The organism is Serratia proteamaculans, assembly GCF_946227095.1.
Classification (GTDB): Bacteria; Pseudomonadota; Gammaproteobacteria; order Enterobacterales; family Enterobacteriaceae; genus Serratia; species Serratia proteamaculans_E.
Window position 1 is genome coordinate 540,307 of the sequence record NZ_CAMISV010000002.1, and the last position, 24,204, is coordinate 564,510.

Annotated in this window: 20 protein-coding genes, 3 tRNA genes and 1 other RNA gene; 14 read left to right on the plus strand and 10 right to left on the minus strand. The window is 54.6% G+C overall.

What is annotated here, in order from left to right:
* Nucleotides 1–185 precede the first annotated feature (185 nt).
* The 7 genes from OC597_RS06170 to OC597_RS06200 all read left to right on the plus strand — a co-directional run bounded on the left by OC597_RS06170 (nucleotide 186) and on the right by OC597_RS06200 (nucleotide 4,836).
* Nucleotides 186–1,562 (plus strand): MATE family efflux transporter, encoded by a 1,377-nt coding sequence (locus tag OC597_RS06170; RefSeq protein WP_261462472.1) that lies wholly within the window; start codon nucleotides 186–188, stop codon nucleotides 1,560–1,562.
* A 193-nt stretch (nucleotides 1,563–1,755) separates the two neighbouring features.
* A tRNA-Val gene (locus tag OC597_RS06175) sits at nucleotides 1,756–1,832 on the plus strand.
* Nucleotides 1,833–1,853: 21 nt separating this feature from the next.
* Nucleotides 1,854–1,930: transfer RNA gene (locus tag OC597_RS06180), tRNA-Val, on the plus strand.
* Between the two features lie 21 nt (nucleotides 1,931–1,951).
* Nucleotides 1,952–2,028: transfer RNA gene (locus tag OC597_RS06185), tRNA-Val, on the plus strand.
* Nucleotides 2,029–2,169: 141 nt separating this feature from the next.
* Nucleotides 2,170–2,475, plus strand: coding sequence for a cupin domain-containing protein (locus OC597_RS06190; RefSeq protein WP_099065638.1), 306 nt, complete (start codon nucleotides 2,170–2,172; stop codon nucleotides 2,473–2,475).
* 403 nt (nucleotides 2,476–2,878) lie between these two features.
* A complete protein-coding gene (pykF, locus tag OC597_RS06195; RefSeq protein WP_261255317.1) occupies nucleotides 2,879–4,291 on the plus strand; it encodes a pyruvate kinase PykF in 1,413 nt (470 codons plus the stop codon).
* Nucleotides 4,292–4,599: 308 nt separating this feature from the next.
* Complete coding sequence (locus tag OC597_RS06200; RefSeq protein ID WP_005165631.1) at nucleotides 4,600–4,836, plus strand: major outer membrane lipoprotein; 237 nt, start codon at nucleotides 4,600–4,602, stop codon at nucleotides 4,834–4,836.
* Nucleotides 4,837–4,979: 143 nt separating this feature from the next.
* Here the strand turns inward: OC597_RS06200 and OC597_RS06205 are convergent, their stop codons facing one another.
* The 7 genes from OC597_RS06205 to sufA all read right to left on the minus strand — a co-directional run bounded on the left by OC597_RS06205 (nucleotide 4,980) and on the right by sufA (nucleotide 11,946).
* Nucleotides 4,980–5,993 carry a L,D-transpeptidase family protein gene (locus OC597_RS06205; RefSeq protein WP_261255319.1) on the minus strand — a complete coding sequence of 338 codons (1,014 nt, stop codon included), beginning with the start codon at nucleotides 5,991–5,993 and terminating at the stop codon, nucleotides 4,980–4,982.
* Between the two features lie 294 nt (nucleotides 5,994–6,287).
* Entirely contained in the window at nucleotides 6,288–6,701 is a 414-nt protein-coding gene (gene sufE, locus OC597_RS06210) for a cysteine desulfuration protein SufE (RefSeq protein WP_261255321.1), read from the minus strand.
* Nucleotides 6,702–6,796: 95 nt separating this feature from the next.
* A complete protein-coding gene (gene sufS / locus OC597_RS06215) occupies nucleotides 6,797–8,017 on the minus strand; it encodes a cysteine desulfurase SufS (protein WP_262208034.1) in 1,221 nt (406 codons plus the stop codon).
* On the minus strand, nucleotides 8,014–9,300 hold the full coding sequence (gene sufD, locus OC597_RS06220; protein WP_261255324.1) for a Fe-S cluster assembly protein SufD: 1,287 nt from the start codon (nucleotides 9,298–9,300) through the stop codon (nucleotides 8,014–8,016). The genes sufS and sufD overlap by 4 nt, the downstream gene beginning before the upstream one ends.
* Nucleotides 9,275–10,021, minus strand: coding sequence for a Fe-S cluster assembly ATPase SufC (gene sufC, locus OC597_RS06225; RefSeq protein WP_099065633.1), 747 nt, complete (start codon nucleotides 10,019–10,021; stop codon nucleotides 9,275–9,277). The genes sufD and sufC overlap by 26 nt, the downstream gene beginning before the upstream one ends.
* 42 nt (nucleotides 10,022–10,063) lie before the next feature.
* Entirely contained in the window at nucleotides 10,064–11,560 is a 1,497-nt protein-coding gene (gene sufB, locus OC597_RS06230) for a Fe-S cluster assembly protein SufB (protein ID WP_085116564.1), read from the minus strand.
* A gap of 14 nt (nucleotides 11,561–11,574) precedes the next feature.
* On the minus strand, nucleotides 11,575–11,946 hold the full coding sequence (gene sufA / locus OC597_RS06235; protein ID WP_085116563.1) for a Fe-S cluster assembly scaffold SufA: 372 nt from the start codon (nucleotides 11,944–11,946) through the stop codon (nucleotides 11,575–11,577).
* 555 nt (nucleotides 11,947–12,501) lie between these two features.
* Here sufA and OC597_RS06240 point away from each other — a divergent pair.
* The gene (locus tag OC597_RS06240) at nucleotides 12,502–12,906 is read left to right on the plus strand and encodes a hypothetical protein (RefSeq protein ID WP_085116573.1); all 405 of its coding nucleotides are present in this window, start codon (nucleotides 12,502–12,504) and stop codon (nucleotides 12,904–12,906) included.
* Between the two features lie 54 nt (nucleotides 12,907–12,960).
* Here OC597_RS06240 and menI read toward each other — a convergent pair whose 3' ends face one another.
* Together menI and ydiJ are read right to left on the minus strand one after the other, a co-directional pair.
* Nucleotides 12,961–13,377, minus strand: a complete 417-nt coding sequence (gene menI / locus OC597_RS06245) for a 1,4-dihydroxy-2-naphthoyl-CoA hydrolase (RefSeq protein ID WP_085116562.1) — start codon at nucleotides 13,375–13,377, stop codon at nucleotides 12,961–12,963.
* Entirely contained in the window at nucleotides 13,374–16,430 is a 3,057-nt protein-coding gene (gene ydiJ / locus OC597_RS06250; RefSeq protein WP_261255332.1) for a D-2-hydroxyglutarate dehydrogenase YdiJ, read from the minus strand. Before ydiJ ends, menI begins: the two co-directional genes overlap by 4 nt.
* 252 nt (nucleotides 16,431–16,682) lie before the next feature.
* Here ydiJ and ydiK point away from each other — a divergent pair, with 252 nt between their 5' ends.
* Both ydiK and rprA read left to right on the plus strand, forming a co-directional pair.
* Nucleotides 16,683–17,783 carry an AI-2E family transporter YdiK gene (ydiK, locus tag OC597_RS06255; RefSeq protein WP_261255334.1) on the plus strand — a complete coding sequence of 367 codons (1,101 nt, stop codon included), beginning with the start codon at nucleotides 16,683–16,685 and terminating at the stop codon, nucleotides 17,781–17,783.
* A gap of 246 nt (nucleotides 17,784–18,029) precedes the next feature.
* An RNA gene (rprA, locus tag OC597_RS06260) (antisense sRNA RprA) lies at nucleotides 18,030–18,140 on the plus strand.
* A gap of 112 nt (nucleotides 18,141–18,252) precedes the next feature.
* Here the strand turns inward: rprA and ppsA are convergent.
* Entirely contained in the window at nucleotides 18,253–20,631 is a 2,379-nt protein-coding gene (gene ppsA, locus OC597_RS06265; protein ID WP_099065558.1) for a phosphoenolpyruvate synthase, read from the minus strand.
* 533 nt (nucleotides 20,632–21,164) lie between these two features.
* On the opposite strand from ppsA, the gene ppsR reads away from it, so the two are divergent.
* The 4 genes from ppsR to hemP all read left to right on the plus strand — a co-directional run bounded on the left by ppsR (nucleotide 21,165) and on the right by hemP (nucleotide 24,174).
* On the plus strand, nucleotides 21,165–21,986 hold the full coding sequence (gene ppsR / locus OC597_RS06270; RefSeq protein WP_085116558.1) for a posphoenolpyruvate synthetase regulatory kinase/phosphorylase PpsR: 822 nt from the start codon (nucleotides 21,165–21,167) through the stop codon (nucleotides 21,984–21,986).
* Between the two features lie 197 nt (nucleotides 21,987–22,183).
* Nucleotides 22,184–23,230: a 3-deoxy-7-phosphoheptulonate synthase gene (locus OC597_RS06275; RefSeq protein WP_135316322.1), complete on the plus strand. Its 1,047-nt coding sequence runs from the start codon at nucleotides 22,184–22,186 to the stop codon at nucleotides 23,228–23,230.
* A gap of 104 nt (nucleotides 23,231–23,334) precedes the next feature.
* Complete coding sequence (locus OC597_RS06280) at nucleotides 23,335–23,820, plus strand: glutathione peroxidase (RefSeq protein ID WP_261255338.1); 486 nt, start codon at nucleotides 23,335–23,337, stop codon at nucleotides 23,818–23,820.
* A 162-nt stretch (nucleotides 23,821–23,982) separates the two neighbouring features.
* Nucleotides 23,983–24,174: a hemin uptake protein HemP gene (gene hemP / locus OC597_RS06285; RefSeq protein ID WP_369804786.1), complete on the plus strand. Its 192-nt coding sequence runs from the start codon at nucleotides 23,983–23,985 to the stop codon at nucleotides 24,172–24,174.
* The last annotated feature ends 30 nt before the right edge of the window (nucleotides 24,175–24,204 follow it).

Below are 24,204 nucleotides of genomic sequence, written 5' to 3' on the forward strand. Positions count from 1 at the left end.
CGATGAAAACCAAACCTGGGGCGACAAAAAATCTGCGCCTGCGCATTTAATAACTATTTCATCACAGCATTTGCTTAACCACGCCGAGCGGGTACAATCTTTTTGACAAAATTCCGCTATTTTTAATTGTTGTCCTTTCGCGACGACCCATCCCTCCATCATAAATAAATAGAAAAGGTGTATGCGTGCAGAAGTACTTAATTGAAGCGCGTAGCTTATTGGCCCTCGCTATCCCGGTAATCATCGCGCAAATATCACAAACCGCAATGGGCGTGGTAGATACCATTATGGCCGGTGCCTACAGCGCCACGGATATGGCGGCAGTAGCCGTCGGTACCTCAATCTGGCTGCCGGCCATTCTGTTCGGCCACGGCCTGCTGCTGGCGTTAACGCCGGTGATAGCTCAGCTTAATGGCGCAGGCCGACGCGATCGTATCGCTCATCAGGTTCGTCAGGGCTTTTGGCTGGCGGCCATCGTCTCACTGCTGGTGATTATCGTGCTGTATAACAGCAAGTTCGTCATCGACATGATGCACAATATCGACCCGCAACTGGCGGATAAAGCCGTGGGATATTTGCATGCCATCATGTGGGGCGCTCCGGGCTATTTATTCTTCCAGGTGTTGCGCGGCCAGTGTGAAGGACTGTCGAAAACCAAACCGGGCATGGTGATTGGTTTTCTCGGCCTGCTGGTGAATATCCCGATTAACTATATCTTCATCTACGGCAAGTTCGGTATGCCGGAACTGGGCGGCGTCGGTTGCGGCGTGGCAACCGGCAGCGTCTACTGGTTTATGTTCCTGGCGATGCGCTGGTATGTTAAACGCGCACCGTCACAGCGCGATATTCTGCCGCATGAAGGCAGCAGCAAACGCCCCGACTGGCCGGCAATGAAACGCCTGTTCGGCATTGGCCTGCCGGTGGCACTGGCGCTGTTCTTTGAAGTCACGCTGTTCGCCGTCGTCGCCCTGCTGGTTTCGCCGCTGGGCATTGTTTCCGTGGCCGGCCACCAGATTGCACTTAACTTCAGTGCACTGATGTTCGTCTTGCCATTGTCACTGGGCGTCAGCGCGACTATCCGTGTCGGCTATCGGTTGGGCGAAGGCTCGGTCGAAGGTGCGCGAATTGCCGCCTACGCGGCGATTGCCGTCGGCATCGCCATGGCCTGTTGCACCGCGCTGTTTACCGCCACCTTCCGTGAACAGATCGCCCTGCTGTATAACGACAGCCCGGCGGTGGTTGCCATGGCATCGCACCTGATGTTGTTGGCGGCTATTTACCAGATCTCCGATTCTATTCAGGTGATCGGCAGCGGTATTCTGCGTGGCTATAAAGATACCCGTTCAATCTTCTTCATCACCTTTGTAGCTTATTGGATCCTGGGTCTGCCGAGCGGCTATCTACTGGCGCTGACCGACGTCGTGGTACCGGCGATGGGGCCAAGTGGATTCTGGATTGGCTTTATCATTGGCCTGACCTTCGCCGCCATCATGATGGCTATGCGTATGCGTTGGCTGCAAAAACAGCCGGCGGCGTTGATCCTGCAGCGTTCTGCCCGCTAACTGTCGCTGTCGGCCGGGAAGTTAACCCGGTCGACAACTTCATCACCCTTGTTTGCAGAAAAAACCACCGCACTGCACACAAGCGCAGCAATCGCGTGAAATACCGGATAAAATTACGTTTTTCTCCTTGCCAGCACGCGGGTAGCTCGTTAATATTCGTCCCCGCTGTCAGCCATGACAGACAGGAAAAGATGCGTCCGTAGCTCAGTTGGTTAGAGCACCACCTTGACATGGTGGGGGTCGGTGGTTCGAGTCCACTCGGACGCACCAAATTCCTAACAGCAGTACAGTGCGTCCGTAGCTCAGTTGGTTAGAGCACCACCTTGACATGGTGGGGGTCGGTGGTTCGAGTCCACTCGGACGCACCAAATTTCTAAAAGCAGTGCAGTGCGTCCGTAGCTCAGTTGGTTAGAGCACCACCTTGACATGGTGGGGGTCGGTGGTTCGAGTCCACTCGGACGCACCAAATCATTGTTTCCTCAGCTCTACCCTATCGACTCACACTTTCTCTACCGTTAACTCGCCAGTCCGATCCCGTAGCTTTGCTCCTGTCACCGCAAGCCGTATCAGGTATCATCAAGGCGAATACCTTATCAGGACCGATCCCATGCTGACATTTACCGCAGAGACCCCGTTTGAGAAACTCGACAACGGCCTCATCCGCCGACAAGGTGTCATGAGCAACGGTGCCCGCGCCACGGAAGTGAAGTTTGACGCCGGTACCTTTGGCCAGTTGCAAAAACGCGATTACGCTCTGCAAACGCAAGTGGTCTCCGGTGAGTTTGAATTCACCGTAGGTAACGACAGCCAGGTGGTAGTAGCCGGTGAAACCATCGCGATCCCCGCTAACACCGCCAGCGGCTGTTTCTGTCTGACGGCCGGTACGCTGTGGGAAATCGTCACCACAAACTGACCACGCAATACACGCACTTTTAAAAATGTTATTTGCGCAACAAACACCCACTGCGGGTTTGCATTTGCGCCCTATTTGCTGCTGATTTGACGGAACCGAGGTTTTGCATCGGTTTTTTATTTTGTTTCCCGCCGCTTAGCCTTTATAATGCGCAACGTCTTTCAGTTGAATGGTTTCAGCCCTTGATCTGCGAAAACGCAATAACAACACATTTTCATCTCATCACGTTGCGCAGCATCCCCGCATCCCGGCGCGGGCTGAATTTTTCCGCCCCATTTCGACTCTGGTCACCTATCCTTAACTGTGTTTTGCATCACCAGGCGCGACTCAAATCCCTTATCAGTGGCCTGACCGCTGGTTTTATTCGTTTTATTATCCATCACAACTTGTAGAAAACTCCGTCATGAAAAAGACCAAAATTGTTTGTACCATCGGTCCAAAAACCGAATCGGAAGAAATGCTGACCAACCTGCTGAATGCGGGCATGAACGTAATGCGCCTTAACTTCTCCCACGGCGATTACGAAGAGCACGGCAACCGCATCAAGAACATGCGTGCCGTGATGGCAAAAACCGGTCAGAACGCCGGTATCCTGCTGGATACCAAAGGCCCAGAAATCCGCACCATGAAACTGGAAGGCGGCAAAGACGCAGCGCTGGTTGCCGGCCAGACCTTCACTTTCACCACCGATCAGAGCGTTATCGGCAACAATGAACGTGTTGCAGTAACCTACGCCGGCTTTAGCGCTGACCTGAAAATCGGCAACACGGTATTGGTAGATGACGGCCTGATCGGCATGGAAGTCACCAACGTCACCGAAAACGAAGTGATTTGTAAGGTGCTGAACAGCGGCGACCTGGGCGAAAACAAAGGCGTTAACCTGCCGGGTGTTTCCATCCAACTGCCTGCACTGGCTGAGAAAGACAAACGCGACCTGATTTTCGGCTGCGAACAGGGTGTGGACTTCGTTGCCGCTTCCTTCATCCGCAAGCGTTCTGACGTGCTGGAAATTCGTGAGCACCTGAAAGCCCATGGCGGCGCACAGATCCAAATCATCTCCAAAATCGAAAACCAGGAAGGCCTGAACAACTTCGACGAGATCCTCGAAGCTTCTGACGGCATCATGGTAGCTCGTGGCGATCTGGGCGTTGAAATCCCGGTAGAAGAAGTGATCTTCGCTCAGAAGATGATGATCGAAAAATGTAACCGTGCACGTAAAGTGGTGATCACCGCCACCCAAATGCTCGATTCCATGATCAAGAACCCGCGCCCTACTCGTGCAGAAGCCGGCGACGTGGCTAACGCCATTCTGGACGGTACCGACGCCGTCATGCTGTCTGGCGAGAGCGCCAAGGGCAAATACCCGCTGGAAGCTGTTACCATCATGGCGACCATCTGTGAGCGCACCGATCGCGTGATGCCAAGCCGTATCGACAGCCTGCATGACAATCGCAAGCTGCGCATCACCGAAGCCGTATGCCGTGGTGCGGTTGAAACCGCAGAGAAACTGGATGCGCCACTGATCGTGGTGGCCACCAGCGGCGGCAAGTCAGCCAAATCAGTGCGTAAATACTTCCCTAACGCGGTGATCCTGGCGCTGACCACCAACGAAACTACCGCACATCAGCTGATCCTGACCAAGGGCGTGATCCCACAGATGGTCAAGGAAATTGCCTCTACCGACGACTTCTATCGCATTGGAAAAGAAGCGGCACTGGCCAGCGGTTTGGCACAAAAAGGCGACGTTGTGGTGATGGTTTCTGGTGCTCTGGTACCAAGCGGCACGACCAATACTGCCTCGGTTCACGTGCTTTAATATAAAACGTGACATAATTATTTTGACAAAAACGCCGCTTAGCGGCGTTTTTTTTAGCACTAGTAAACTGTTTTCTCAAAAACGCAACCGTGGATTGCTCATTATTTAGCTAATTACAAATCGGAGTTGTCCCATGGAATCCGGCTGTTTTCCCTACATTTTTTAACTATTTTTCAAAAGAAGATGCAAGTTTGAGCGAACGATCAAAATAAAGCACTCCAATCCAAAAAAATTATTCTCTTTCGAAAAAAGTTTGTGTAATACTTGTAACGCTACATGGAGATTAACTCAATCTAGAGGGTGTTATAATGAATCGTACTAAACTGGTACTGGGCGCGGTAATCCTGGCTTCCACTATGCTGGCAGGCTGTTCAAGCAATGCTAAAATCGATCAACTGTCTTCTGACGTTCAGACTCTGAACGCTAAAGTTGACCAGCTGAGCAACGACGTGAACGCAATCCGTTCTGACGTTCAAGCAGCTAAAGACGACGCAGCACGTGCTAACCAGCGCCTGGACAACCAAGCACACGCTTACAAAAAGTAAGTTTGCTTCGGTTAATGAAAACGGCGCACACTGTGCGCCGTTTTTTTTGTCTGCAAATTCCCCCTACTTCTCCCCCTTGCCACCAGGCGAAAAAAAAGGGCTCAGCACGCTGAACCCCTCAGAATTACCCATTACGACCGTTTTTAATTCACCGAGCTGATAGGTGCGCTCTTGAATAGGCCTTTATTCGCTTCCTGCGAGGCTACAGGCGTTAAACTGACCTCAGATGGACTCTGCCCCAGATTAACCAGCACCGGCATGCCAGAGCGGCGTACAACCGCGCTATCGAACACCGCCTTATCGGTCTGAGTATCACCCACAAAAGTTTTCTCGGTTTTCGACAGCGTGATCGGCATGGTCTGTGGATCGTCACTCTCCACTCTCGACAGTGGCTGATGCACCTCTACGTAGCGCTTACCGTCCGGCTCAACAGAGATTTTCACCGGATCGTTAATCACCTGCACGCGAGTCCCGGGCGGTACCATGTTGAACAGTGCTTCGATATCCGTTGGACGCAGGCGGATACAGCCAGAGCTGACGCGCATACCGATACCAAAGTTGGCGTTAGTGCCGTGGATCAGGTATTCACCGTGTCCCATGGCCAGACGCATCGCGAATAACCCCATTGGGTTTTCAGGCCCGGCCGGCACCACGCCTGGCAGTTTCACCCCTTTCTCCAGGTAGCGTTTTCGAATATTGGCCGTTGGCGTCCAGGTCGGATTCGGGATTTTTTGGCTGACGGAAGTGACCTGCAGCGGAGTGTGCATCCCAGTCTGGCCGATACCGATAGGATAAACGATCACCTTGTTCTCACCTTTCGGGTAATAGTACAGGCGCAGTTCGGCAAGGTTGACCACGATACCTTCACGCTTGGTGTCCGGCAGCAGCATTTGGGTCGGGATAGTTAATACCGAACCTGGCTTGGGCAGGAACGGATCGGTGCCAGGATTGGCCTCCAGCATGCCCAACAGACCAATTTGATAGTCGGCGGCAATGGCCTCCAGCGGACGTCCATCATTCGGAACGGTGTAGGTGGTATTCTCGCCAATCAGACGGCTGTCCGGCGGCGGCAGCGGGTATTCGCTCGCACTGGCAGCTTGAGTGCCTGTCAGTACGGTGGCAAATAGCATGCCCATTAAACTCAACGCACGTTTCATTATCATCCCTATTATGCTTATTACGGTTCGGCCACAAGGCTAACGGGCACTTGGCTGCGGGTAAATCAGACAAGACCTGATTAATACTAGCAATGCTGACACCAAAGGCAATAACTCCTCTAAAAATCAACATGTTATAACGTAATCGCTTTATCGATTTGTCAATGCAACGTCAAGGAGTAAGCTGCTGATATGTCACTGATTTGCAGGGCTGATGGCGGGAGTTGCTGGGCTTTGTAAAGACTCATTGACACAACAAATACCAGCACCGTATCAATGAGTCTTAGAGCTATGTCAGAGCTTGGCAGCCTGACTGCGGATAGCGCGGATCATCGCCTCTAACCCTTGCGAACGCGAAGGTGTCAGGTGTTGGCTCAACGCCAATTCGGCAAAGAAGGGACGAACATCCAATTCGATAATCTGCTGTGGCGTCATTTGGTGATAAAGAATAAACACCACAGCCAGCAGTCCTTTGACGATCGCCGCATCGCTGTCGCCGTGAAACTCGACCTGCCCTTGATCTCCCAGTTGCATCACAATCCACACCTGGCTTTGACAGCCGGAAATCAGATTGCCCGCCTGGCGTTCGCTATCGTCAAGCACCGGCAGTTTGGCACCCAGTTCAATGACATACAGGTACTTATCTTCCCAGTTCAGGCAACGGGAGAAATTACGCACTAACTTTTCTTTGTCCGGCAAGTTCGCCATGAGGATCCTTTCAATCATTCAGGGGCCGGCATGCCGACCCCATGTCACTGACTACAGGCATTTATTCACCCGGAGGGATTAAGCCCCGGTCTATCCTATCCCAGCAGTTTTTGGATGCGCTGCAACCCGGCCACCAGCCGGTCTACTTCATCGCGCGTGTTATATAACGCCAATGAAGCGCGGCACATGCTCGGCACATTATAGAACGCCATCAGCGGCATCGCGCAATGGTGGCCGGTGCGAATAGCAATGCCGTACTGATCCAGGAAGCTGCCGACGTCATAGGCATGATGCTCACCCAGGTTAAAGGCGATCACGCCCGCGCGCTCTGCCGGACCGTAGATTTTCAGCATCGGTACCTGTTGCAACGCTTCCAGCGCGTAATGCATCAGTGACTGCTCGTAATCACCAATCGCCTCCAGCCCCAGCGCATTCACATAGTCGATTGCCGCCCCCAACCCCATCATACCGGCAGTGTTGGGCGACCCCGCCTCAAAGCGCCACGGCGGCTCGGCGTAGGTGGTGCCGTGGGTCAGGCTGACCTGTTGGATCATCGATCCGCCCCCTTCCCAGGGTGGCATTTGCTGCAACAGCGCCTGCCGACCGTAAAGAATACCGATGCCGGAAGGCCCATACAGCTTATGACCGGAGAACACGTAGAAATCGCAATCCAGCACCTGAACATCCACCCGCTGGTGCATTACCGCCTGGGCGCCGTCGATCAGCACTTTCAGACCGGCGGCTTTCGCCTGCGCCGTAATTTCCTGCACCGGATTCACCGTACCCAGCACGTTGGATACCTGGGTCAGGGCCAGCAGTTTGGTGGACGCGTCGATCAGCCCAGGCAACTGGGCCAAATCCAGGGTGCCGTCTGGCTGTAGCGGCCAGACGCGCAGGTTCAACCCGCGTTCCTGTGCCAGCATCTGCCAGGGCACGATATTGGCGTGGTGCTCCATCTCGGTGATGATGATGCTGTCGCCGGGCTGCAGGAAATGGCGGCCAAAACTGTTGGCCACCAGGTTGATGCCTTCGGTGGTGCCCTTGACGAACACAATCTCTTCGGCCGAGCCAGCATTGATAAACGCCGCCACCTTTTCACGCACCGCTTCCATTTCCTGCGTCGCCTCGGCGCTCAGGGTGTGGATGCCACGGTGCACCGCCGCGTAGCCATGACGGTAAAAATCCAGTTCGCGATCGATGACTGCCTGCGGTTTCTGCGCGCTGGCAGCGCTGTCGAGGTAAGCCAGCGGCTGGCCATTGACCTCACGCGCCAACAGCGGAAAGTCACTGCGTACCCGTTCAATCGGAAAACTCATGCTGCCTCCCCCGGCAGGCGCTGCGCAATGCGCGCCAGCACCGATTCACGGATGGTCTCGTTGCCGATGCCCTCGGTCAGTTCAGCAGCGAAGGCAAAGATAATCATCTGCTGCGCCGCATGCTTGTCGATGCCACGCGATTGCAGATAAAACAGTTGCTCTTCGTCGATGCGCCCAACGGTCGCGCCGTGGCTGCATTTCACGTCATCGGCGTAGATTTCCAGTTGTGGCTTGGTGTCCACTTCCGCCACCTTGCCCAACAGCAGGTTGTGGTTGGTCATCTGCCCATCGGTTTTAATCGCGTGTTTGGCCACTTTGATCATGCCGTTAAACACCGCTTTGGCGCGATCGCTAACCACCACTTTGTGCAGTTGGCGGCTCTCACAGTAACCCTTGTTATGCTCCAGGTAGGTGCGGGTATCGCAGATTTCCTTGCCGACCGGCAGCACCAGGCTGTTGATCGTCAGGTTGGAGCCTTCACCGTTGAGCTGTGCGCTGGTGTTATGTCGCGTCAGCCCCGCGCCAAGCAGGAAGCTGTCGCTCTTGACCCGCGCATCGCGGCCAATCACCAGATCGTTATGGGCGAAGTGGTAACTCGGCTGGCTTTCAAACGCCAGTTTGCAGTGATGCAGTTGAGCATTGTCGCCCACGTTGGCGGTCAGGCGTGCGCCGGTGAAATGTGCGGCATCGTTCAGGCTGACATAATGTTCGATCACCTCAGCCTGCGCATTACGCGCAATTTCAAGATGATGACGGTGATGTACGGTATTCACTTCACCTTCAGCGCCGCGTCCGCTGCTGATATGCAGCAGGTACAACGGCCGCTGCGCAATCTTACCGGCCGCCACGCGGATAAAGCTGGTTTCTTGCGCCAGACTCTCGGTCAGATGCAGGAAGATTTCGGCCTGGATCGGCTCCGGCAGCGCCTGTAACGTCCCATAAGGCGCCACGTCAAACTGGTAATCGCCCAGATCGCTGTCGCTTAACGCCGCGCAGAAGCGCCCGTCGACAAACACCAACCGATAAGCGGCAATATCCAGCGCCAGAGCATCCCGCTGAGCGGCCGTGACCAGCTCCGGTTGCGGCTCCAGGAACTGTTGTTCCAGCAAGCCTTCCAGCGGAGTGTATTTCCAGTTTTCATGCTTGCGGGTCGGCCAGCCCAGGCGTAAAGCCTGTTGCCAGTGTGCCAGCGCATGGGCGGAATGCTCACCGCCGCGGGCTTCAAACAGGCTGTAAAGCTGCTGCAGCGCGCGTGAATTATTGTTCGTCGGTAAGCCAGCCATAGCCCTGCTCCTCCAACTGTTTCACCAGGGAGAAATCGCCGGATTTAACGATGCGGCCCTGGGAAAGAACATGGACGTAATCCGGTTTGATGTAATCCAGGATACGCTGGTAGTGCGTGACGATAATGAACGAGCGCTTGCCGTCCCGCAGTGAGTTAACCCCATTGGCGACGATCTTCAGCGCATCGATATCCAGACCGGAGTCGGTTTCATCCAGAATGCACAGGTCCGGCTCCAGCGCGGCCATCTGCAGGATGTCATTGCGCTTTTTCTCACCGCCGGAGAAGCCAACGTTAACCGAACGGGTCAGCAGATCGGGCGGCATGTTTAGCAGTTCAATTTTCTCTTCGATAAAATCAGCGAAATCGAAGCGATCAAGCGGTTCTTGCTCACGGTATTTACGTACCGCGTTGACCGAGGTCTGCAGGAAGAAATGGTTGCTGACGCCGGGGATCTCCACCGGATACTGGAACGCCAGGAACACACCTTCACCGGCACGGTCTTCCGGGGCCAGTTCGAGCAGGTCCTTGCCTTTAAAGGTGACTTCGCCCGCCGTCACTTCGTACTCTTCGCGCCCGGCCAGGGTTGCCGAAAGCGTGCTCTTGCCCGAGCCGTTCGGCCCCATGATGGCATGCACTTCACCCGGTTTGATTTCCAGATCCAGGCCCTTGAGGATCTCGTTGCCTTCCGCGCTGACTTTTAAATTCTTGATACTTAACATGCAGTGTCCTTAGGTCGCGCTGTCGCGCTGTAAATCCGGCATTTAGCCCACGCTGTGTTCCAGGCTGATGGCCAATAACTTCTGTGCCTCAACGGCGAACTCCAGCGGCAGCTCTGAGAACACGTCCTTACAGAATCCGTTGACGATCATCGAAATGGCATTGTCTTCACTGATACCGCGCTGCAGACAATAGAACAGCTGGTCATCACCAATTTTTGAGGTGGTAGCCTCGTGTTCCAGCTGCGCACTATTGTTGCGAGCTTCAACATACGGGAAGGTATGGGCACCGCTATCCGGCCCAATCAGCATCGAGTCACACTGCGTAAAGTTACGCGCGTTTTCCGCCCCAGGCAGGATCTTCACCAGACCGCGGTAGGTATTCTCGCTGTGCCCGGCAGAAATACCTTTGGCGATGATGGTCGAACGGGTGTTCTTGCCAATGTGGATCATCTTGGTGCCGGTGTCCGCCTGCTGATGACCGCTGGTCAGCGCCACCGAGAAGAACTCACCGATAGAGTTGTCGCCCTGCAGGATCACACTCGGGTATTTCCAGGTGATCGCCGAGCCGGTTTCCGACTGGGTCCAGGACATTTTCGAGCCCGCGCCTTCACACAGCGCACGCTTGGTCACAAAGTTGAGGATACCGCCCTTGCTGTCGCCGCCGGAGAACCAGTTCTGCACCGTCGAATATTTCACTTCGGCGTCTTTGTGCAGGATCACTTCCACCACCGCCGCATGCAGCTGATAGCTGTCGCGCACCGGGGCCGAGCAGCCTTCGATGTAGCTGACATAGCTGCCTTCATCGGCGATCAGGATAGTGCGCTCGAACTGGCCGGTTTTGGCGGCGTTGATGCGGAAATAGGTCGACAGCTCCATCGGACAGCGCACGCCCTTCGGCACGTAGACGAAGGTCCCGTCGGAGGCCACCGCCGCATTCAATGCAGCAAAGAAGTTGTCGTTAGAAGGCACCACGCGGCCGAGGTATTTGCGCACCAGGTCCGGGTATTCATGGATAGCTTCGCCGAACGAGCAGAAAATTACCCCGCTCTCCGCCAGCTTTTCCCGGTAGGTGGTCGACACCGAGACCGAGTCAAAGATGGCGTCTACCGCCACTTCGCTGCCTTCACGCACCGGGACGCCGAGCTGGTTAAACGCCAGTTCAACCTCGCTGGTCAGGTAGTTGTTGTCCGTCGGTGCGCCAGGTTGCTGCTCCGCACCGGGCTGTGAGCCGCAGGCATCATCGCAGCTGCCGCAGGACGGCGCCGAGTAATAGCTGTAATCCTGATAGTTCAGGCGGTCGTAGTTCGCTTTCAGCCAGTGTGGCTCTTCCATTTGCAGCCAGGCACGGTAGGCCTCGAGGCGGAACTCCAGCATCCACTCAGGTTCGTTACGCTTGGCCGAGATAGCGCGCACCACGTCTTCGTTGATGCCCATGGCTAACTCATCGGTGGCCAACTGGGTAAAAAAACCTTCTTTGTAGCGACCTTCGCTGACCCAAGCCTGCACTTCATTAGGCATTTCTACATTGCTTCGTGTCATGTTGATTGCATCGCTCAAACGCCAAAACTCTCGCCGCACCCGCAGGCATGCTGAGCTTTAGGGTTATTAAATTTGAAGATCTGATTCAGCCCTTCACGGACAAAATCCACCGTGGTGCCATCGATAAACGGCATGGCTTTCAACGGCACGTACAGCCTGGCGCCATCGCGCTCAAACAGCAGGTCGTCGTCGGCAGGCGCACGGGTGAGATCGAGCACATAGGCAAACCCGGCGCAGCCTGACTGCTTGACCCCGAGTTGCAGCCCCTTCACCTGTGGATCCTGCTGCATTAATTTACTGATTTGTTGTACGGCATTGTCACTGAGCAAAATGCCTTGCCAGACATTTTCGTCCAGAGAAAAAGTGCCGACATTTTCCGTTTGCATATGGCCTACCTCACACTCGTGTTTTACCACAGCCAATCTGGGTTGCTACTATGTTAGTGATAACGATTATCACTTCAACCGTTTGTTTTACAGGGGTATCCGTTAAAAGCCCGGATTTTCACTTCGGCATGCGGCAAGCGCGCGGGACAGTCAGCGCGCCAGGCGCTGCCGGTCGGAAATGGAATCATTTTATCCTTATGAATTTACTGCACATCCTGTATCACCATTGCGCTTGCCCATTGGCTCGAACGCTTTACAGGGCCGGGCTTTTTCTGTAGATTTAAACATTCATAGAAAATACCTATTTCTGCATTTTGTCTGTCTTAAAAATGCGTTTATCGACAATAAGGCGCATTTCACGCCATTTCACTCACCCGACAGAGCCAACAGAAACGGTAACCGCTGATTAAAGTTTAGTCGTTACTGGTTATATTGGGTTGCCCCAGCCCCAATCCATCCCCTGCCGGCGATAAATATTTCAACAGAATGATTGATCACCAACGCGTCAATAAATATGATAATGATTATCATTCAATTCACATTGAGCGCGGGCAAATGAATATCTCGATGAATGCGTGGCTGCTGGGCAAAATTGATGACTACAAATTCAGCGTGCGCGATGCCACGGTAGATTTCTACATGGCGGAAGCATCGCTTCGACGGCCGGAGTGCAACGTCAACCACCTGAAACGCTATAACAACGTCAGCCTGAACATGGCTAACCTGTGTCTGGAGAATGGCGATGATGAAAGCTATCTGCATGCGCTGAGCAAACTGCATAATCGGCTGATCGTGGAAATAAATAATCCACAGCGCTGCCAGCTGTTCCGGGTTCAGAGCTATCATTTTGCCCGTCATACCCTGACCTTGATTTGCCAGAAATATGCGATGGAAGGCACCTGGGAGAAGGCCAATGCCTTCCAGAAGGACTTCGTCAAGCGGGTGCCTTTTCAGCTGTAACCCGGTTGCACGACAAAAACACCCGCAGACAGGGCTGCCTGCGGGGTAAAACGCTTAATCGATGACGGCGGTAGTCAGACGCGAGGTGCAGCACAGACGATCGCGCGAATCGAAGATCTCGATCTGCCAAACCTGATGACGGCGGCCAATATGCAGCGCACGACACACGCCGCGGACTTCTCCTTCAAATGCAGCCCGCAAATGGTTGGCGTTGATTTCCAGCCCCACCACTTTCTGCTCGCCTTCACAGCACAGGTAACCGGCCATCGATCCCATCGATTCCGCCAGCACAACCGATGCCCCGCCGTGCAGCAGGCCAAACGGCTGCCGGGTGCGCTGATCGACCGGCATGGTTGCCTCGAGGTAATCTTCTTCCAGCCGGGTAAAGCGGATCCCGACATGGCTGACCATGCAGCCTTCACCGGCCTGGTTTAATTGTTCCAGCGTTGTTTCTCTTTTCCACAGTTTCACTCAATCATCTCCAGAAGTGCCTGTAATGGGTGTCGTACACCGTTACCCTCAATGCGTTTGACCTGGCTGCGGCAGGAATAGCCGGTTGCCAGGCAACGCTGCCGTGGCAAACGTTGCAGCGCCTGGTGCCATGATAGCTCATAAATGCCGAGTGAATTCTGCAGGTTCTTCACTTCATGGCCGTAAGTCCCCGCCATGCCGCAGCAACCGACGCTGACATTTTCCAGCCTGGCGCCAAAGCGCGCAAAGATCGACGTCCAATGTTGGCCGCTGGTCGGCAACGCCGTGGTTTCGGTACAGTGGCCGAACAGGTACCAGGCTTCACCGGTCGCCGGCTGTTCCGCACGCTCGGCTAACAGCTGCTGCAACCATTCATGCACCAACTGCACCTGGAAGTCGCCACGAGTTTCCCCGAGGATCTCGTTATATTCATCGCGGTAACACAGCACCAGGGCGGGATCGACCCCCACCAGCGGCATGCCAAGCTTGGCCACCCGGTTGAGAAAATCGGCAGTCTTGCGTGCAGTGCGGGCAAAACGCGTCAGGAAGCCTTTGATATGCTGCGCCTTACCGTTGGGTGAGAACGGCAGCAGCACCGGGCGGTAACCTAACTTTTCCACCAGCCGCACAAAATCCGCCACCACTTTGGCATCGTAATAGCTGGTAAAGGGATCCTGCACGATCAACACATGCTGTTCGCGTTGTTCTGTGCTCAGCGCTTCCAACTGCTCCAGCGTCATGGTTAACGCACCGTGGCCTGAAAGCTGTTGGCGCAATGTCGGGCTGGAGAGCATCGGCAAATCGACCATGCCGATACTGCTGCGGCTCAGTTCACGCACCCAGGGCTGGCGGAAAAAGAAGTTGAACACCTTCGGCGCTTTCGCCATCAGCGGGGTGTAACTCTCCACGCCGGCGACCATATAGTCACGCGCCGGTCGCAGATAGCGGGTGTGGTAAAGCTGCAGGAAACGTGAGCGGAAGCCCGGCACGTCAATTTTAATCGGACACTGGGTAGAACAGGCTTTACAGGCCAGGCAGCCGGACATCGCCTCTTTCACCTCGTGCGAGAAATCGTACTCCCCTTTGCTGGCGTACCAACTGTTGCGGGTTTTCTCGATCACAGCCCTAAAACTGAGGCGCTGCTGCGGCAGTTGTTTCTCCAGCGCCAGCGGATCGACGCCCTGCTCGGACAGCAGGCGCAACCATTCACGCACCAGCGCCGCCCGGCCTTTTGGCGAGTGAATACGGCTGCCGGTGATCTTCATCGACGGGCACATTGGGCTGCGCACATCAAAATTGAAGCACAAGCCGTTACCGTTACATTCCATGGCTCCGCGGAACGAGGTGCGCACTTCGACCGGGATCCGACGATCGAGCGTACCGCGCTTGGCAGCGTCCACTTTCATCATCGGCGCATCGACGCCTAACGGCGGGCAGATTTTACCGGGGTTGAGCCGGTTATTCGGATCGAACACGGCCTTGATGCGGCGCAGTTCCTGGTACAGTTGCTCACCGAAGAACTCCGGACTGTATTCGGCGCGGAACCCTTTGCCATGTTCCCCCCACAGCAAGCCGCCATACTTGGCGGTCAGCGCCACCACCTGGTCAGAAAGCTGCTTCATCAGCACTTCCTGTTGGGGATCGCACATGTCGAGCGCCGGACGCACGTGCAAGACGCCGGCATCCACATGGCCAAACATACCGTAACTGAGGTTATGGCTGTCCAGTAGTTGGCGGAACTCGACAATGTAATCGGCCAGATGCTGCGGCGGCACGCAGGTATCTTCGGCAAACGGGATCGGTTTGGCGCGCCCTTTGGCGTTACCCAGTAACCCAACCGCTTTTTTACGCATGTTATAAATTCTTTCGATGCCGACCAGATCGCCACAGATCTGATAGCCGATCACCCCGCCCTGTTGCCCGGAGATCAACTCATCCAGCCGCAGGCACAGGCTCTCCATCTGTTGGTCGATCAGTTCCTTATCATCGCCAGCAAACTCGACGATGTTCAGGCCGAGCATCTCTTTATCCGGCACGTTGGTGATCAGTTCATTGACCGAATGCCAAACAATGTCTTCACGCGCCAGGTTCAATACCTTGGAGTCAATGGTCTCGACCGACAGTGCCTTGGCTTCCACCATAAAGGGGGCGTTGCGCAGGGCGGAATCAAAGGAGTCGTATTTGACATTCACCAGTCGGCGCACCTTCGGCAGCGGCGTGATATCCAGCCGCGCTTCGGTGATAAACGCCAGCGTCCCTTCGGCGCCGGTCAAAATGCGCGTCAGATCGAAGGTTTGCATATCATCGCTGAACACATGGCGCAGATCGTAGCCAGTCAGGAAGCGATTAAGCTTGGGGAATTTTTCCAGGATCAATCCGCGCTGGTCGCGGCAACTGTTGAGCACCTGGTTATAAATACGCCCTTCAACGGTCTCTTCGCAGGCAATCGTTTCCGCCAGCGGTGTCGGCATGGCGCGGGTGTCAATCATATCGCCGCCCAGCAGCACCGCCCGCAGGCCCAACACGTGATCGGAAGTTTTGCCGTACACCAGCGAGCCCTGACCGGAGGCGTCGGTGTTGATCATACCGCCAAGCGTGGCGCGGTTACTGGTGGAAAGTTCCGGCGAGAAGAAATAACCGAACGGCCGCAGATACTGGTTCAACTGGTCCTTGATCACCCCGGCCTCAACCTTGACCCAGCCCTGCTCGACGTTGATTTCAAGAATGCGGTTCATGTGGCGCGACATATCCACCACGATACCGGTATTGAGCGACTGACCGTTGGTGCCGGTACCGCCGCCGCGCGGGCTGAAGGTCAGAGCAGTGAAACGCTCTTCGGCCGCCAGACGGGCTATCAGCGCCACATCCGCGGTGGAACGGGGAAACACTACCGCGTCAGGCAGCAACTGATAGATACTGTTGTCGGTGGCCATCGTCAACCGGTCGGCGTAGCTGGTGGCGATATCACCGTTGAATCCGTTTTGCTTTAACGCTTCCAAAAAGTCGAGCACCCGTTGAACGAGGCCGGGTGCCTGAGAAATTTGTGGGATCATTCGATTTTTGACCCTGTCTGTCTAATTTTTATGCGCTGATGAACGCTGAATCAGGCCTTTATTCAGGCCCACCCTGTTTTTTATTAGGGATAAAAACTAACATACTCGTTTAGTGAAGGCATGCAGATTATTGCAATTGCCCTGCCGCAGTATGGCCCGCAACAAAAGGTGTACCGCCCTGTCGTTTTTCACCAATATGCACCATGATTAAACGGCCCCAAGGAGTTAACTTACCAGAATGAGAACCCATTCATGACAATCCCGAAATCCCGATATGATTTGCCACGGATTATTTTTGGCGTGATGTTTATCGTCATTATGATCGTCGCCTGTTTTTGGGTCGTTCAACCTTTTATACTCGGCTTTGCCTGGGCCGGCATGGTGGTCATTGCCACCTGGCCACTGCTGATTAAACTGCAAAGAATACTTTGGGGACGGCGTTCGCTGGCGGTGCTCGTGATGACGATACTGCTGATCCTGCTGTTCATCCTGCCAATCTCTCTTTTGGTCAGCAGCGTGGTGGACAACAGCGCGCCCATCGTTGCCTGGGCCAGTACGCCGGGCAAACTGCATATTCCCGATCTGGCCTGGCTGCAATCTATCCCGATGATCGGCGACAAGATCTATACCAGCTACCATACGCTGGTGAACGCCGGCGGAACCGCGCTGGTGGCGAAGGTACAGCCGTATTTCGGCCAGACCGCCACCTGGTTTGTGGCACAGGCCGCACATATTGGCCGCCTGCTGTTACATTGCACGCTGATGCTGTTATTTAGCGTGTTGCTGTATGCACGCGGTGAGCAAGTGGCTCTGGGTATTCGTCACTTTGCAACCCGTCTGGGTGCCGAAAGAGGCGACGCGGCGGTGGTGCTCGGCGGTCAGGCAATCCGCGCCGTGGCACTGGGTGTGGTAGTCACCGCGCTGGTGCAATCGGTACTGGGCGGTATTGGCCTGGCCGTAACCGGTATTCCCGCGGCAACGCTGCTGACGGTGCTGATCTTTATCTGCTGCGTGGCGCAATTGGGGCCGTTACTGGTGCTGGTACCGGCCATTATCTGGCTGTACTGGAGTGGCGACACCACCTGGGGCACCGTGTTGCTGGTATGGAGCTGCGTAGTGGCCACGCTGGACAACGTGCTGCGGCCGGTGTTGATCCGCATGGGTGCCGATCTGCCGATGATCCTGATCCTGTCAGGCGTTATCGGTGGCCTGTTGGCCTTCGGCATGATTGGCTTGTTTATCGGCCCGGTGGTTCTGGCGGTGTCTTATCGCTTGCTTACCGCCTGGATGCACGAAGCCCCTGAGCCGACCACCGATCTGGAAGACGTCGCCAAAGAGCTGGAACAGATGTAATCCCCCCGTTCCTGTCCGGGCTGCCGGGCGGGAACCCCCTGCTCCATTTTTTTTGAATTCCCCTCCGCGATAATAAAACTCACCGCAATGACTCCCCCAGCGAACATTAATTAAACATACTGAATAAATGCATCTTTTTAGATACGGGATAAAATTTACCGGCCTTTAGAATGAATTCAAATACGGAACTTGATTCGGACGATTCTTAATGACTGGCGACGCTTAAATATTTAGTATTATTACCATCTATTGCTTCAAACACCTGATTTAAAGCAAAATTTCCAAACAATGTAATGCCATACATGTGAATTGCTGTGTGTAGTCTTTGCCCGTCTTCTATGATGGGCTTTTTTTTATTCTTTTTTTGACCGTTATTATTCCATTCGCCCCTTCTATTTACATTCAGAAATAAAAAAGCCGTAACCTGAGTTACGGCTTTAAGATCCGTGGTTAATTCGTTACCCGAGAATTACTTTCTCTTCGACAGATTAACCCAGGTTTGCACTACGGTATCCGGGTTGAGCGACAGGCTGTCAATGCCCTGATCCATCAGCCATTCGGCAAAGTCTTCATGGTCGGACGGACCCTGACCGCAAATGCCGACGTATTTCCCCTGGCGCTTGGCCGCCTGAATCGCCATCGACAGCAGAATTTTCACCGCTTCGTTACGCTCATCAAACAGCTCAGACACCACGCCCGAGTCACGATCCAGCCCCAGGGTTAACTGGGTCATATCGTTGGAGCCGATAGAGAAGCCATCAAAGTGCTCGAGGAACTGATCCGCCAACAACGCATTGGACGGGATCTCGCACATCATGATCACTTTCAGGCCGTTCTCACCGCGCTTCAGGCCCTGACGTGCCAACTCGGCAACCACCGCTTCCGCCTGTTCCACCGTACGAACAAACGGCACCATGATTTCGACGTTAGTCAGGCCCATTTCGTTACGTACGCGTTTTACCGCGTCACATTCCATCGCGAAACAGTCACGGAAGTTGTCAGACACATAGCGACCGGCGCCACGGAAGCCCAGCATCGGGTTCTCTTCGTGCGGTTCATACTTCTCGCCACCGACCAGGTTGGCATACTCATTGGACTTGAAGTCGGACAGGCGCACAATCACCCGCTTCGGCCAGAACGCCGCACCCAGCGTAGCGATCCCTTCTGTCAGACGGCCAACATAGAACTCGACCGGATGGTCATAGCCCTGCATCAACGCCTTGATTTCCGTTTGCAGCTCTGGGGTCTGCTGATCAAACTCCAGCAACGCCTTCGGGTGCACGCCAATCATACGGTTGATGATAAATTCCAGACGGGCCAGACCCACACCTTCATTCGGCAAACGCGCGAAGTCGAAGGCACGGTCAGGGTTACCGACGTTCATCATGATTTTCAGCGGCAGATCCGGCAGCTCGGTCACTTCGGAGCTCTGCACGTTAAAATCGAGGATATCGCTGTAAACGAAGCCGGTATCACCTTCTGCACAAGAAACGGTGACCTGCTGGCCTTCTTTCAGCAGATCGGTCGCGTTACCGCAACCCACCACCGCCGGAATACCCAGTTCACGCGCGATGATCGCCGCGTGGCAAGTACGGCCGCCACGGTTGGTGACGATCGCGGCGGCTTTCTTCATGATCGGTTCCCAATCCGGGTCGGTCATGTCAGTCACCAGCACATCACCCGGCTGAATACGATCCATCTCGCTGATGTTATGGATGACCTTCACCGGGCCTGCGCCAATGCGATGGCCGATGGCACGGCCTTCCACCAGCACCGGGCTGGTGGCGTTAAGCTGATAGCGCTCCATGGTTTGCTCGTTAGAGCGCACGGTTTCCGGACGGGCCTGTACGATCAGCAATTTACCGGTATGACCGTCTTTGGCCCACTCGATGTCCATCGGACGACCGTAGTGTTTTTCGATCAGAATGGCCTGGTGTGCCAACCCCTGCACTTCTTCGTCGGTCAGAGAGAAACGATTGCGTTGCTGCTCTGGCACGTCTTCAATTTGTACCTGCTTGCCGTGATCCTGCGATGGCGCATACACCATGCGGATTTTCTTCGACCCCAGATTGCGGCGCACGATAGCCGGGTTGCCTCGCAGCAGCGTCGGTTTGTGCACGTAGAACTCATCAGGGTTGACTGCGCCCTGCACCACCATTTCACCCAGGCCGAAGGCAGAAGTGATAAACACCACCTGATCAAAGCCGGATTCGGTATCGATGGTGAACATCACACCTGAAGACGCGAGGTCAGAACGCACCATGCGCTGCACACCGGCCGACAGCGCCACGCCACGGTGATCGTAACCCTGATGCACGCGGTAGGAGATGGCACGGTCGTTAAACAGTGAGGCAAACACGTGCTTGATCGCCACCATGACGGCGTCGATACCCTGCACGTTAAGGAAGGTTTCCTGCTGGCCGGCAAAGGAAGCATCCGGCATATCTTCTGCGGTGGCAGAGGAGCGCACAGCGAATGACGCTTCCGGCTCGCCATCGGCCAGTTGCTGGTAAGCCAGGTTAATTTCACGCTCGAATTCCGCGTGGAACGGCGTGTCGATGACCCATTGGCGAATTTGCGCGCCAGCCTTGGTCAATTGAGCAATGTCGTCAACGTCAGTTTGATCCAGTAACTGATAGATGCGCTGGTTAACACCGCTTTGCTCGAGGAAATCGTTAAACGCCTGCGCGGTGGTGGCAAAACCGTTTGGCACGGCAACGCCCAAATCGGAAAGATTGGTGATCATTTCACCGAGTGAGGCATTTTTGCCGCCGACACGGTCAACGTCGTGCATGCCGAGCTGGTTGTACCAAAGCACATTACGCAAGTCTGGGCCATTGTTGGACATCGAGACAATCCTTATTGCTATCAGTAGGGTATAGACGGATTTAATTCGCTTGCTTTCTCAGCGCCGCTAAAACGGTGCCGAATCAGACTAGCACAATGATCCATAAGAGATGGAAAGGTGAATCGATCAACCCGGCGAAGAAAGTGGATTTTAGGAAAACTTCCTGAAACGGAAAATCAGTCTGGAATCGTTCCCTTCCGCACTAATAGCTTAAATCTCAACAAATTAAGTATTTTTTAAACTTCAGTTTTAAAAACCCTGTAATCCACCCTGTCTTTGGTGAAAATAACGCCACCCTGACGAATAATTCCCCATTGGAAATAAACCTCCATTTTTCATAAAATTTAAAATAGTGTTTTAACCCGCTTTTTTTATAGCAATCGTTCATTCCCTGACCAAGGTGTTTATTCATCCACTCTGCCTGCATTATCACAATTTTTTTGCCTGCCCCTTTACCGCAGGATTATCTGCAGCCCATGATATGAACAAGCAAACGTGATAATGACGTCACCGTTTCAGCTAAGGAGCCCAGGGTGGAAAGAAGCGTTTTTTATATTTCGGACGGAACGGCGATCACCGCCGAGGTTTTGGGCCACGCGGTGTTGTCGCAATTTCCGGTGAAAGCCACCACCTTTACGCTGCCCTTTGTGGAAACCGAAGCGCGAGCCCGCGGGGTTTGTCAGCAGATTAACGATATTTATCGTGAGACCGGCGTGCGGCCGCTGGTGTTTTACTCAATCATTTCGCCGGAAGTACGCAATGTCATTACCCAGAGCGAAGGTTTCTGCCAGGATATCGTGCAGGCGCTGGTCGGCCCGTTACAGGGTGAACTGGAAGTGGAACCGACCCCGGTGCCCAACCGCACCCACGGATTGACCGCCAGCAACCTCGGCAAATATGACGCCCGTATCGCCGCCATTGACTACACGTTAGCGCATGATGACGGTATTTCTCTGCGTAATCTCGATCAGGCCCAGGTGATTTTGCTCGGTGTTTCGCGCTGCGGTAAGACCCCCACCAGCCTGTACCTGGCGATGCAGTTCGGTATCCGCGCCGCCAACTACCCGTTTACCGCCGACGATATGGACAATTTGCACCTTCCCGTGGCGCTGAAGCCGTTTCAGCACAAGCTTTTCGGTCTGACGATCGACCCGGAACGCTTAGCCGCCATCCGCGAAGAACGTCGAGAAAACAGCCGTTATGCCTCAATTCGTCAATGCCGGATGGAGCTTGCAGAAGTAGAAGCGCTGTTCCGTAAAAACCAGATCCGTTATCTGAACACCACCAATTATTCGGTGGAAGAGATCTCGACCAAAATCCTGGATATTCTGGGCATGAGCCGTCGTATGTTCTGATGATAAGATGGCGGGAAAGAAGCCCCCTGCCATCTGTTGTTTATTTCCCCACGGGCCACGTTTTTTGTGCTTTTTTTAGCGGTTTTGATCAACAGAACACAGTTTCTCCGGTTGAATTCATCGGTTTTTACGTTATTGTGATCGCCATCACTTCCCGGCACTCCTGCCGCAGCGAAGAAAAGTCTTTAGAGAAAATCATGCACAAAACAGATGAACTGCGGACCGCGCGCATCGACAGCCTCGTCACGCCGCAAGAGCTGGCGGAGAAGTTGCCAATCTCGGCCGAAATCGCGGACAACGTAACTGCCTCACGGCAGCGAATTGAAAAAATCCTGACCGGCGAAGACCGTCGCCTGCTGGTGGTGATCGGCCCTTGCTCTATCCACGATCTGGACGCCGCCGTCGATTATGCCGGCCGTCTGAATGCGCTGCGCATTCGTTACCAGGACCGTCTGGAAATCGTGATGCGCACCTATTTTGAAAAACCGCGCACCGTGGTGGGCTGGAAAGGCCTGATCTCCGATCCGGCACTGGATGGCACCTTCCAGGTGAATCGGGGCATCGAAATGGCGCGTCGGCTGCTGCTGGAAGTGAACCAGCTCGGCCTGCCAACCGCCACTGAGTTCCTCGACATGGTGGTTGGTCAATACATTGCCGACTTAATCAGTTGGGGTGCGATTGGTGCGCGCACCACCGAGAGCCAGATCCACCGTGAAATGGCCTCCGCATTGTCCTGCCCGGTAGGCTTCAAGAATGGCACCGACGGCAACACCCGTATCGCGATTGACGCCATCCGTGCGGCACGTGCCGGCCATATGTTCCTGTCGCCGGACAAACACGGGCAGATGACGATCTATCAGACCAGCGGCAACCCTTACGGCCATATCATCATGCGTGGCGGCAAGACGCCGAACTACCATGCTACCGATGTGGTTGCTGCCTGCGACAGCCTGCGCGAATTCGATTTGCCGGAGCAGCTGGTGATCGACTTCAGCCACGGTAACTGCCAGAAATTGCATCGTCGCCAGTTGGAAGTGGCCGAAAACGTCTGCCAACAAATCCGCGCCGGTTCCGTCGCCGTCGCCGGTGTAATGGCAGAAAGCTTCCTGGTGGAAGGCACGCAGAAAATCGTTGCCGGTCAGCCGCTGACCTATGGCCAGTCCATCACCGACCCTTGCCTGAGCTGGTCCGATAGCGAACAACTGCTGGCCATGCTGGCCGATGCGGTAGATACCCGCTTCTGATCTCATCGCCGGGGCGCCCGCCCCGGCTTTTCCGCCCGCCACTCACTCATCTATACTGGTAGCAATTCTCGCAGTTCCCCATGGAACGGATTCGGAGCCTAGGCATGATCCACTCACTGTTATCTATCCCCTGCGTCACACTGCAAGGGGAGCACAAAACCCTCGGTGATTTCCCAGCCCGGGCTTATCTGGTGGTCAACACCGCCAGCAAGTGCGGGTTTACGCCTCAATACCACGGTCTGGAAAATCTGTGGCAGTACTATCGCGATCGCGGCCTGATGGTGCTGGGTTTCCCCTGCAATCAGTTCGGCGCACAGGAACCTGGCGACCCGCTGGAGATCGCCAACTTTTGTACGCTGAACTATGGCGTCAGCTTCCCGCTGTTCAACAAGGTTGAGGTTAATGGCCCGGGTGCGCATCCCCTGTTCAGCGAATTAAAACGCCTGGCACCCGGCATTCTGGGCAGCCAACGCATCAAATGGAACTTCACCAAGTTCTTGCTGACCGCCGACGGCCAGCGGGTAAAACGCTACGCGCCCATCACCAAACCCGAACGCCTGTTTGAGCGCATCGAAACCCTGCTGAAATAACCCCGCTTTTTACGGGCTGAGTCGTCTCAGCCCGTCTCACATCACCTTCTTGCAAAAAGGTTCCATCGGTAAGAAAATTTTCCTTGATGTAACCTTTCGTTCACATGATAATGATTCTCAATTTGATATTAATTACTATTTAACGGTCTGTTTTATAAACACATGACGATGGATAATTATAACCGCACCCCGCCTGCCCAAGCAGCTCACCCCGCTGAAAGCGGCCTGGTTTCGCCTCCTTGCTACGATAGTGCGCAATTGCTTGATGCCGACGGCGTGGCGATCATCATCCATCAGGGCCAGCGTTATCAACTGCGGCAGACCAAAGCCGGGAAATTGATCCTGACCAAATAACCCCTTACCCCTCAACGCCAGCCACCCCGA

Bases quoted from the DNA above. Each gene is read 5' to 3' on its own strand.
- sufS (WP_262208034.1), bottom strand. From the start codon at position 8,017: ATGAGTTTTCCGATTGAACGGGTACGCAGTGACTTTCCGCTGTTGGCG.
- sufB (WP_085116564.1), bottom strand. From the start codon at position 11,560: ATGACACGAAGCAATGTAGAAATGCCTAATGAAGTGCAGGCTTGGGTC.
- OC597_RS06280 (WP_261255338.1), top strand. From the start codon at position 23,335: ATGATCCACTCACTGTTATCTATCCCCTGCGTCACACTGCAAGGGGAG.
- ppsA (WP_099065558.1), bottom strand. From the start codon at position 20,631: ATGTCCAACAATGGCCCAGACTTGCGTAATGTGCTTTGGTACAACCAG.
- OC597_RS06240 (WP_085116573.1), top strand. From the start codon at position 12,502: ATGAATATCTCGATGAATGCGTGGCTGCTGGGCAAAATTGATGACTAC.
- OC597_RS06200 (WP_005165631.1), top strand. From the start codon at position 4,600: ATGAATCGTACTAAACTGGTACTGGGCGCGGTAATCCTGGCTTCCACT.
- OC597_RS06190 (WP_099065638.1), top strand. From the start codon at position 2,170: ATGCTGACATTTACCGCAGAGACCCCGTTTGAGAAACTCGACAACGGC.
- hemP (WP_369804786.1), top strand. From the start codon at position 23,983: ATGACGATGGATAATTATAACCGCACCCCGCCTGCCCAAGCAGCTCAC.
- ydiK (WP_261255334.1), top strand. From the start codon at position 16,683: ATGACAATCCCGAAATCCCGATATGATTTGCCACGGATTATTTTTGGC.
- sufA (WP_085116563.1), bottom strand. From the start codon at position 11,946: ATGCAAACGGAAAATGTCGGCACTTTTTCTCTGGACGAAAATGTCTGG.
- sufC (WP_099065633.1), bottom strand. From the start codon at position 10,021: ATGTTAAGTATCAAGAATTTAAAAGTCAGCGCGGAAGGCAACGAGATC.
- pykF (WP_261255317.1), top strand. From the start codon at position 2,879: ATGAAAAAGACCAAAATTGTTTGTACCATCGGTCCAAAAACCGAATCG.
- sufD (WP_261255324.1), bottom strand. From the start codon at position 9,300: ATGGCTGGCTTACCGACGAACAATAATTCACGCGCGCTGCAGCAGCTT.
- OC597_RS06275 (WP_135316322.1), top strand. From the start codon at position 22,184: ATGCACAAAACAGATGAACTGCGGACCGCGCGCATCGACAGCCTCGTC.
- ydiJ (WP_261255332.1), bottom strand. From the start codon at position 16,430: ATGATCCCACAAATTTCTCAGGCACCCGGCCTCGTTCAACGGGTGCTC.
- sufE (WP_261255321.1), bottom strand. From the start codon at position 6,701: ATGGCGAACTTGCCGGACAAAGAAAAGTTAGTGCGTAATTTCTCCCGT.
- OC597_RS06205 (WP_261255319.1), bottom strand. From the start codon at position 5,993: ATGAAACGTGCGTTGAGTTTAATGGGCATGCTATTTGCCACCGTACTG.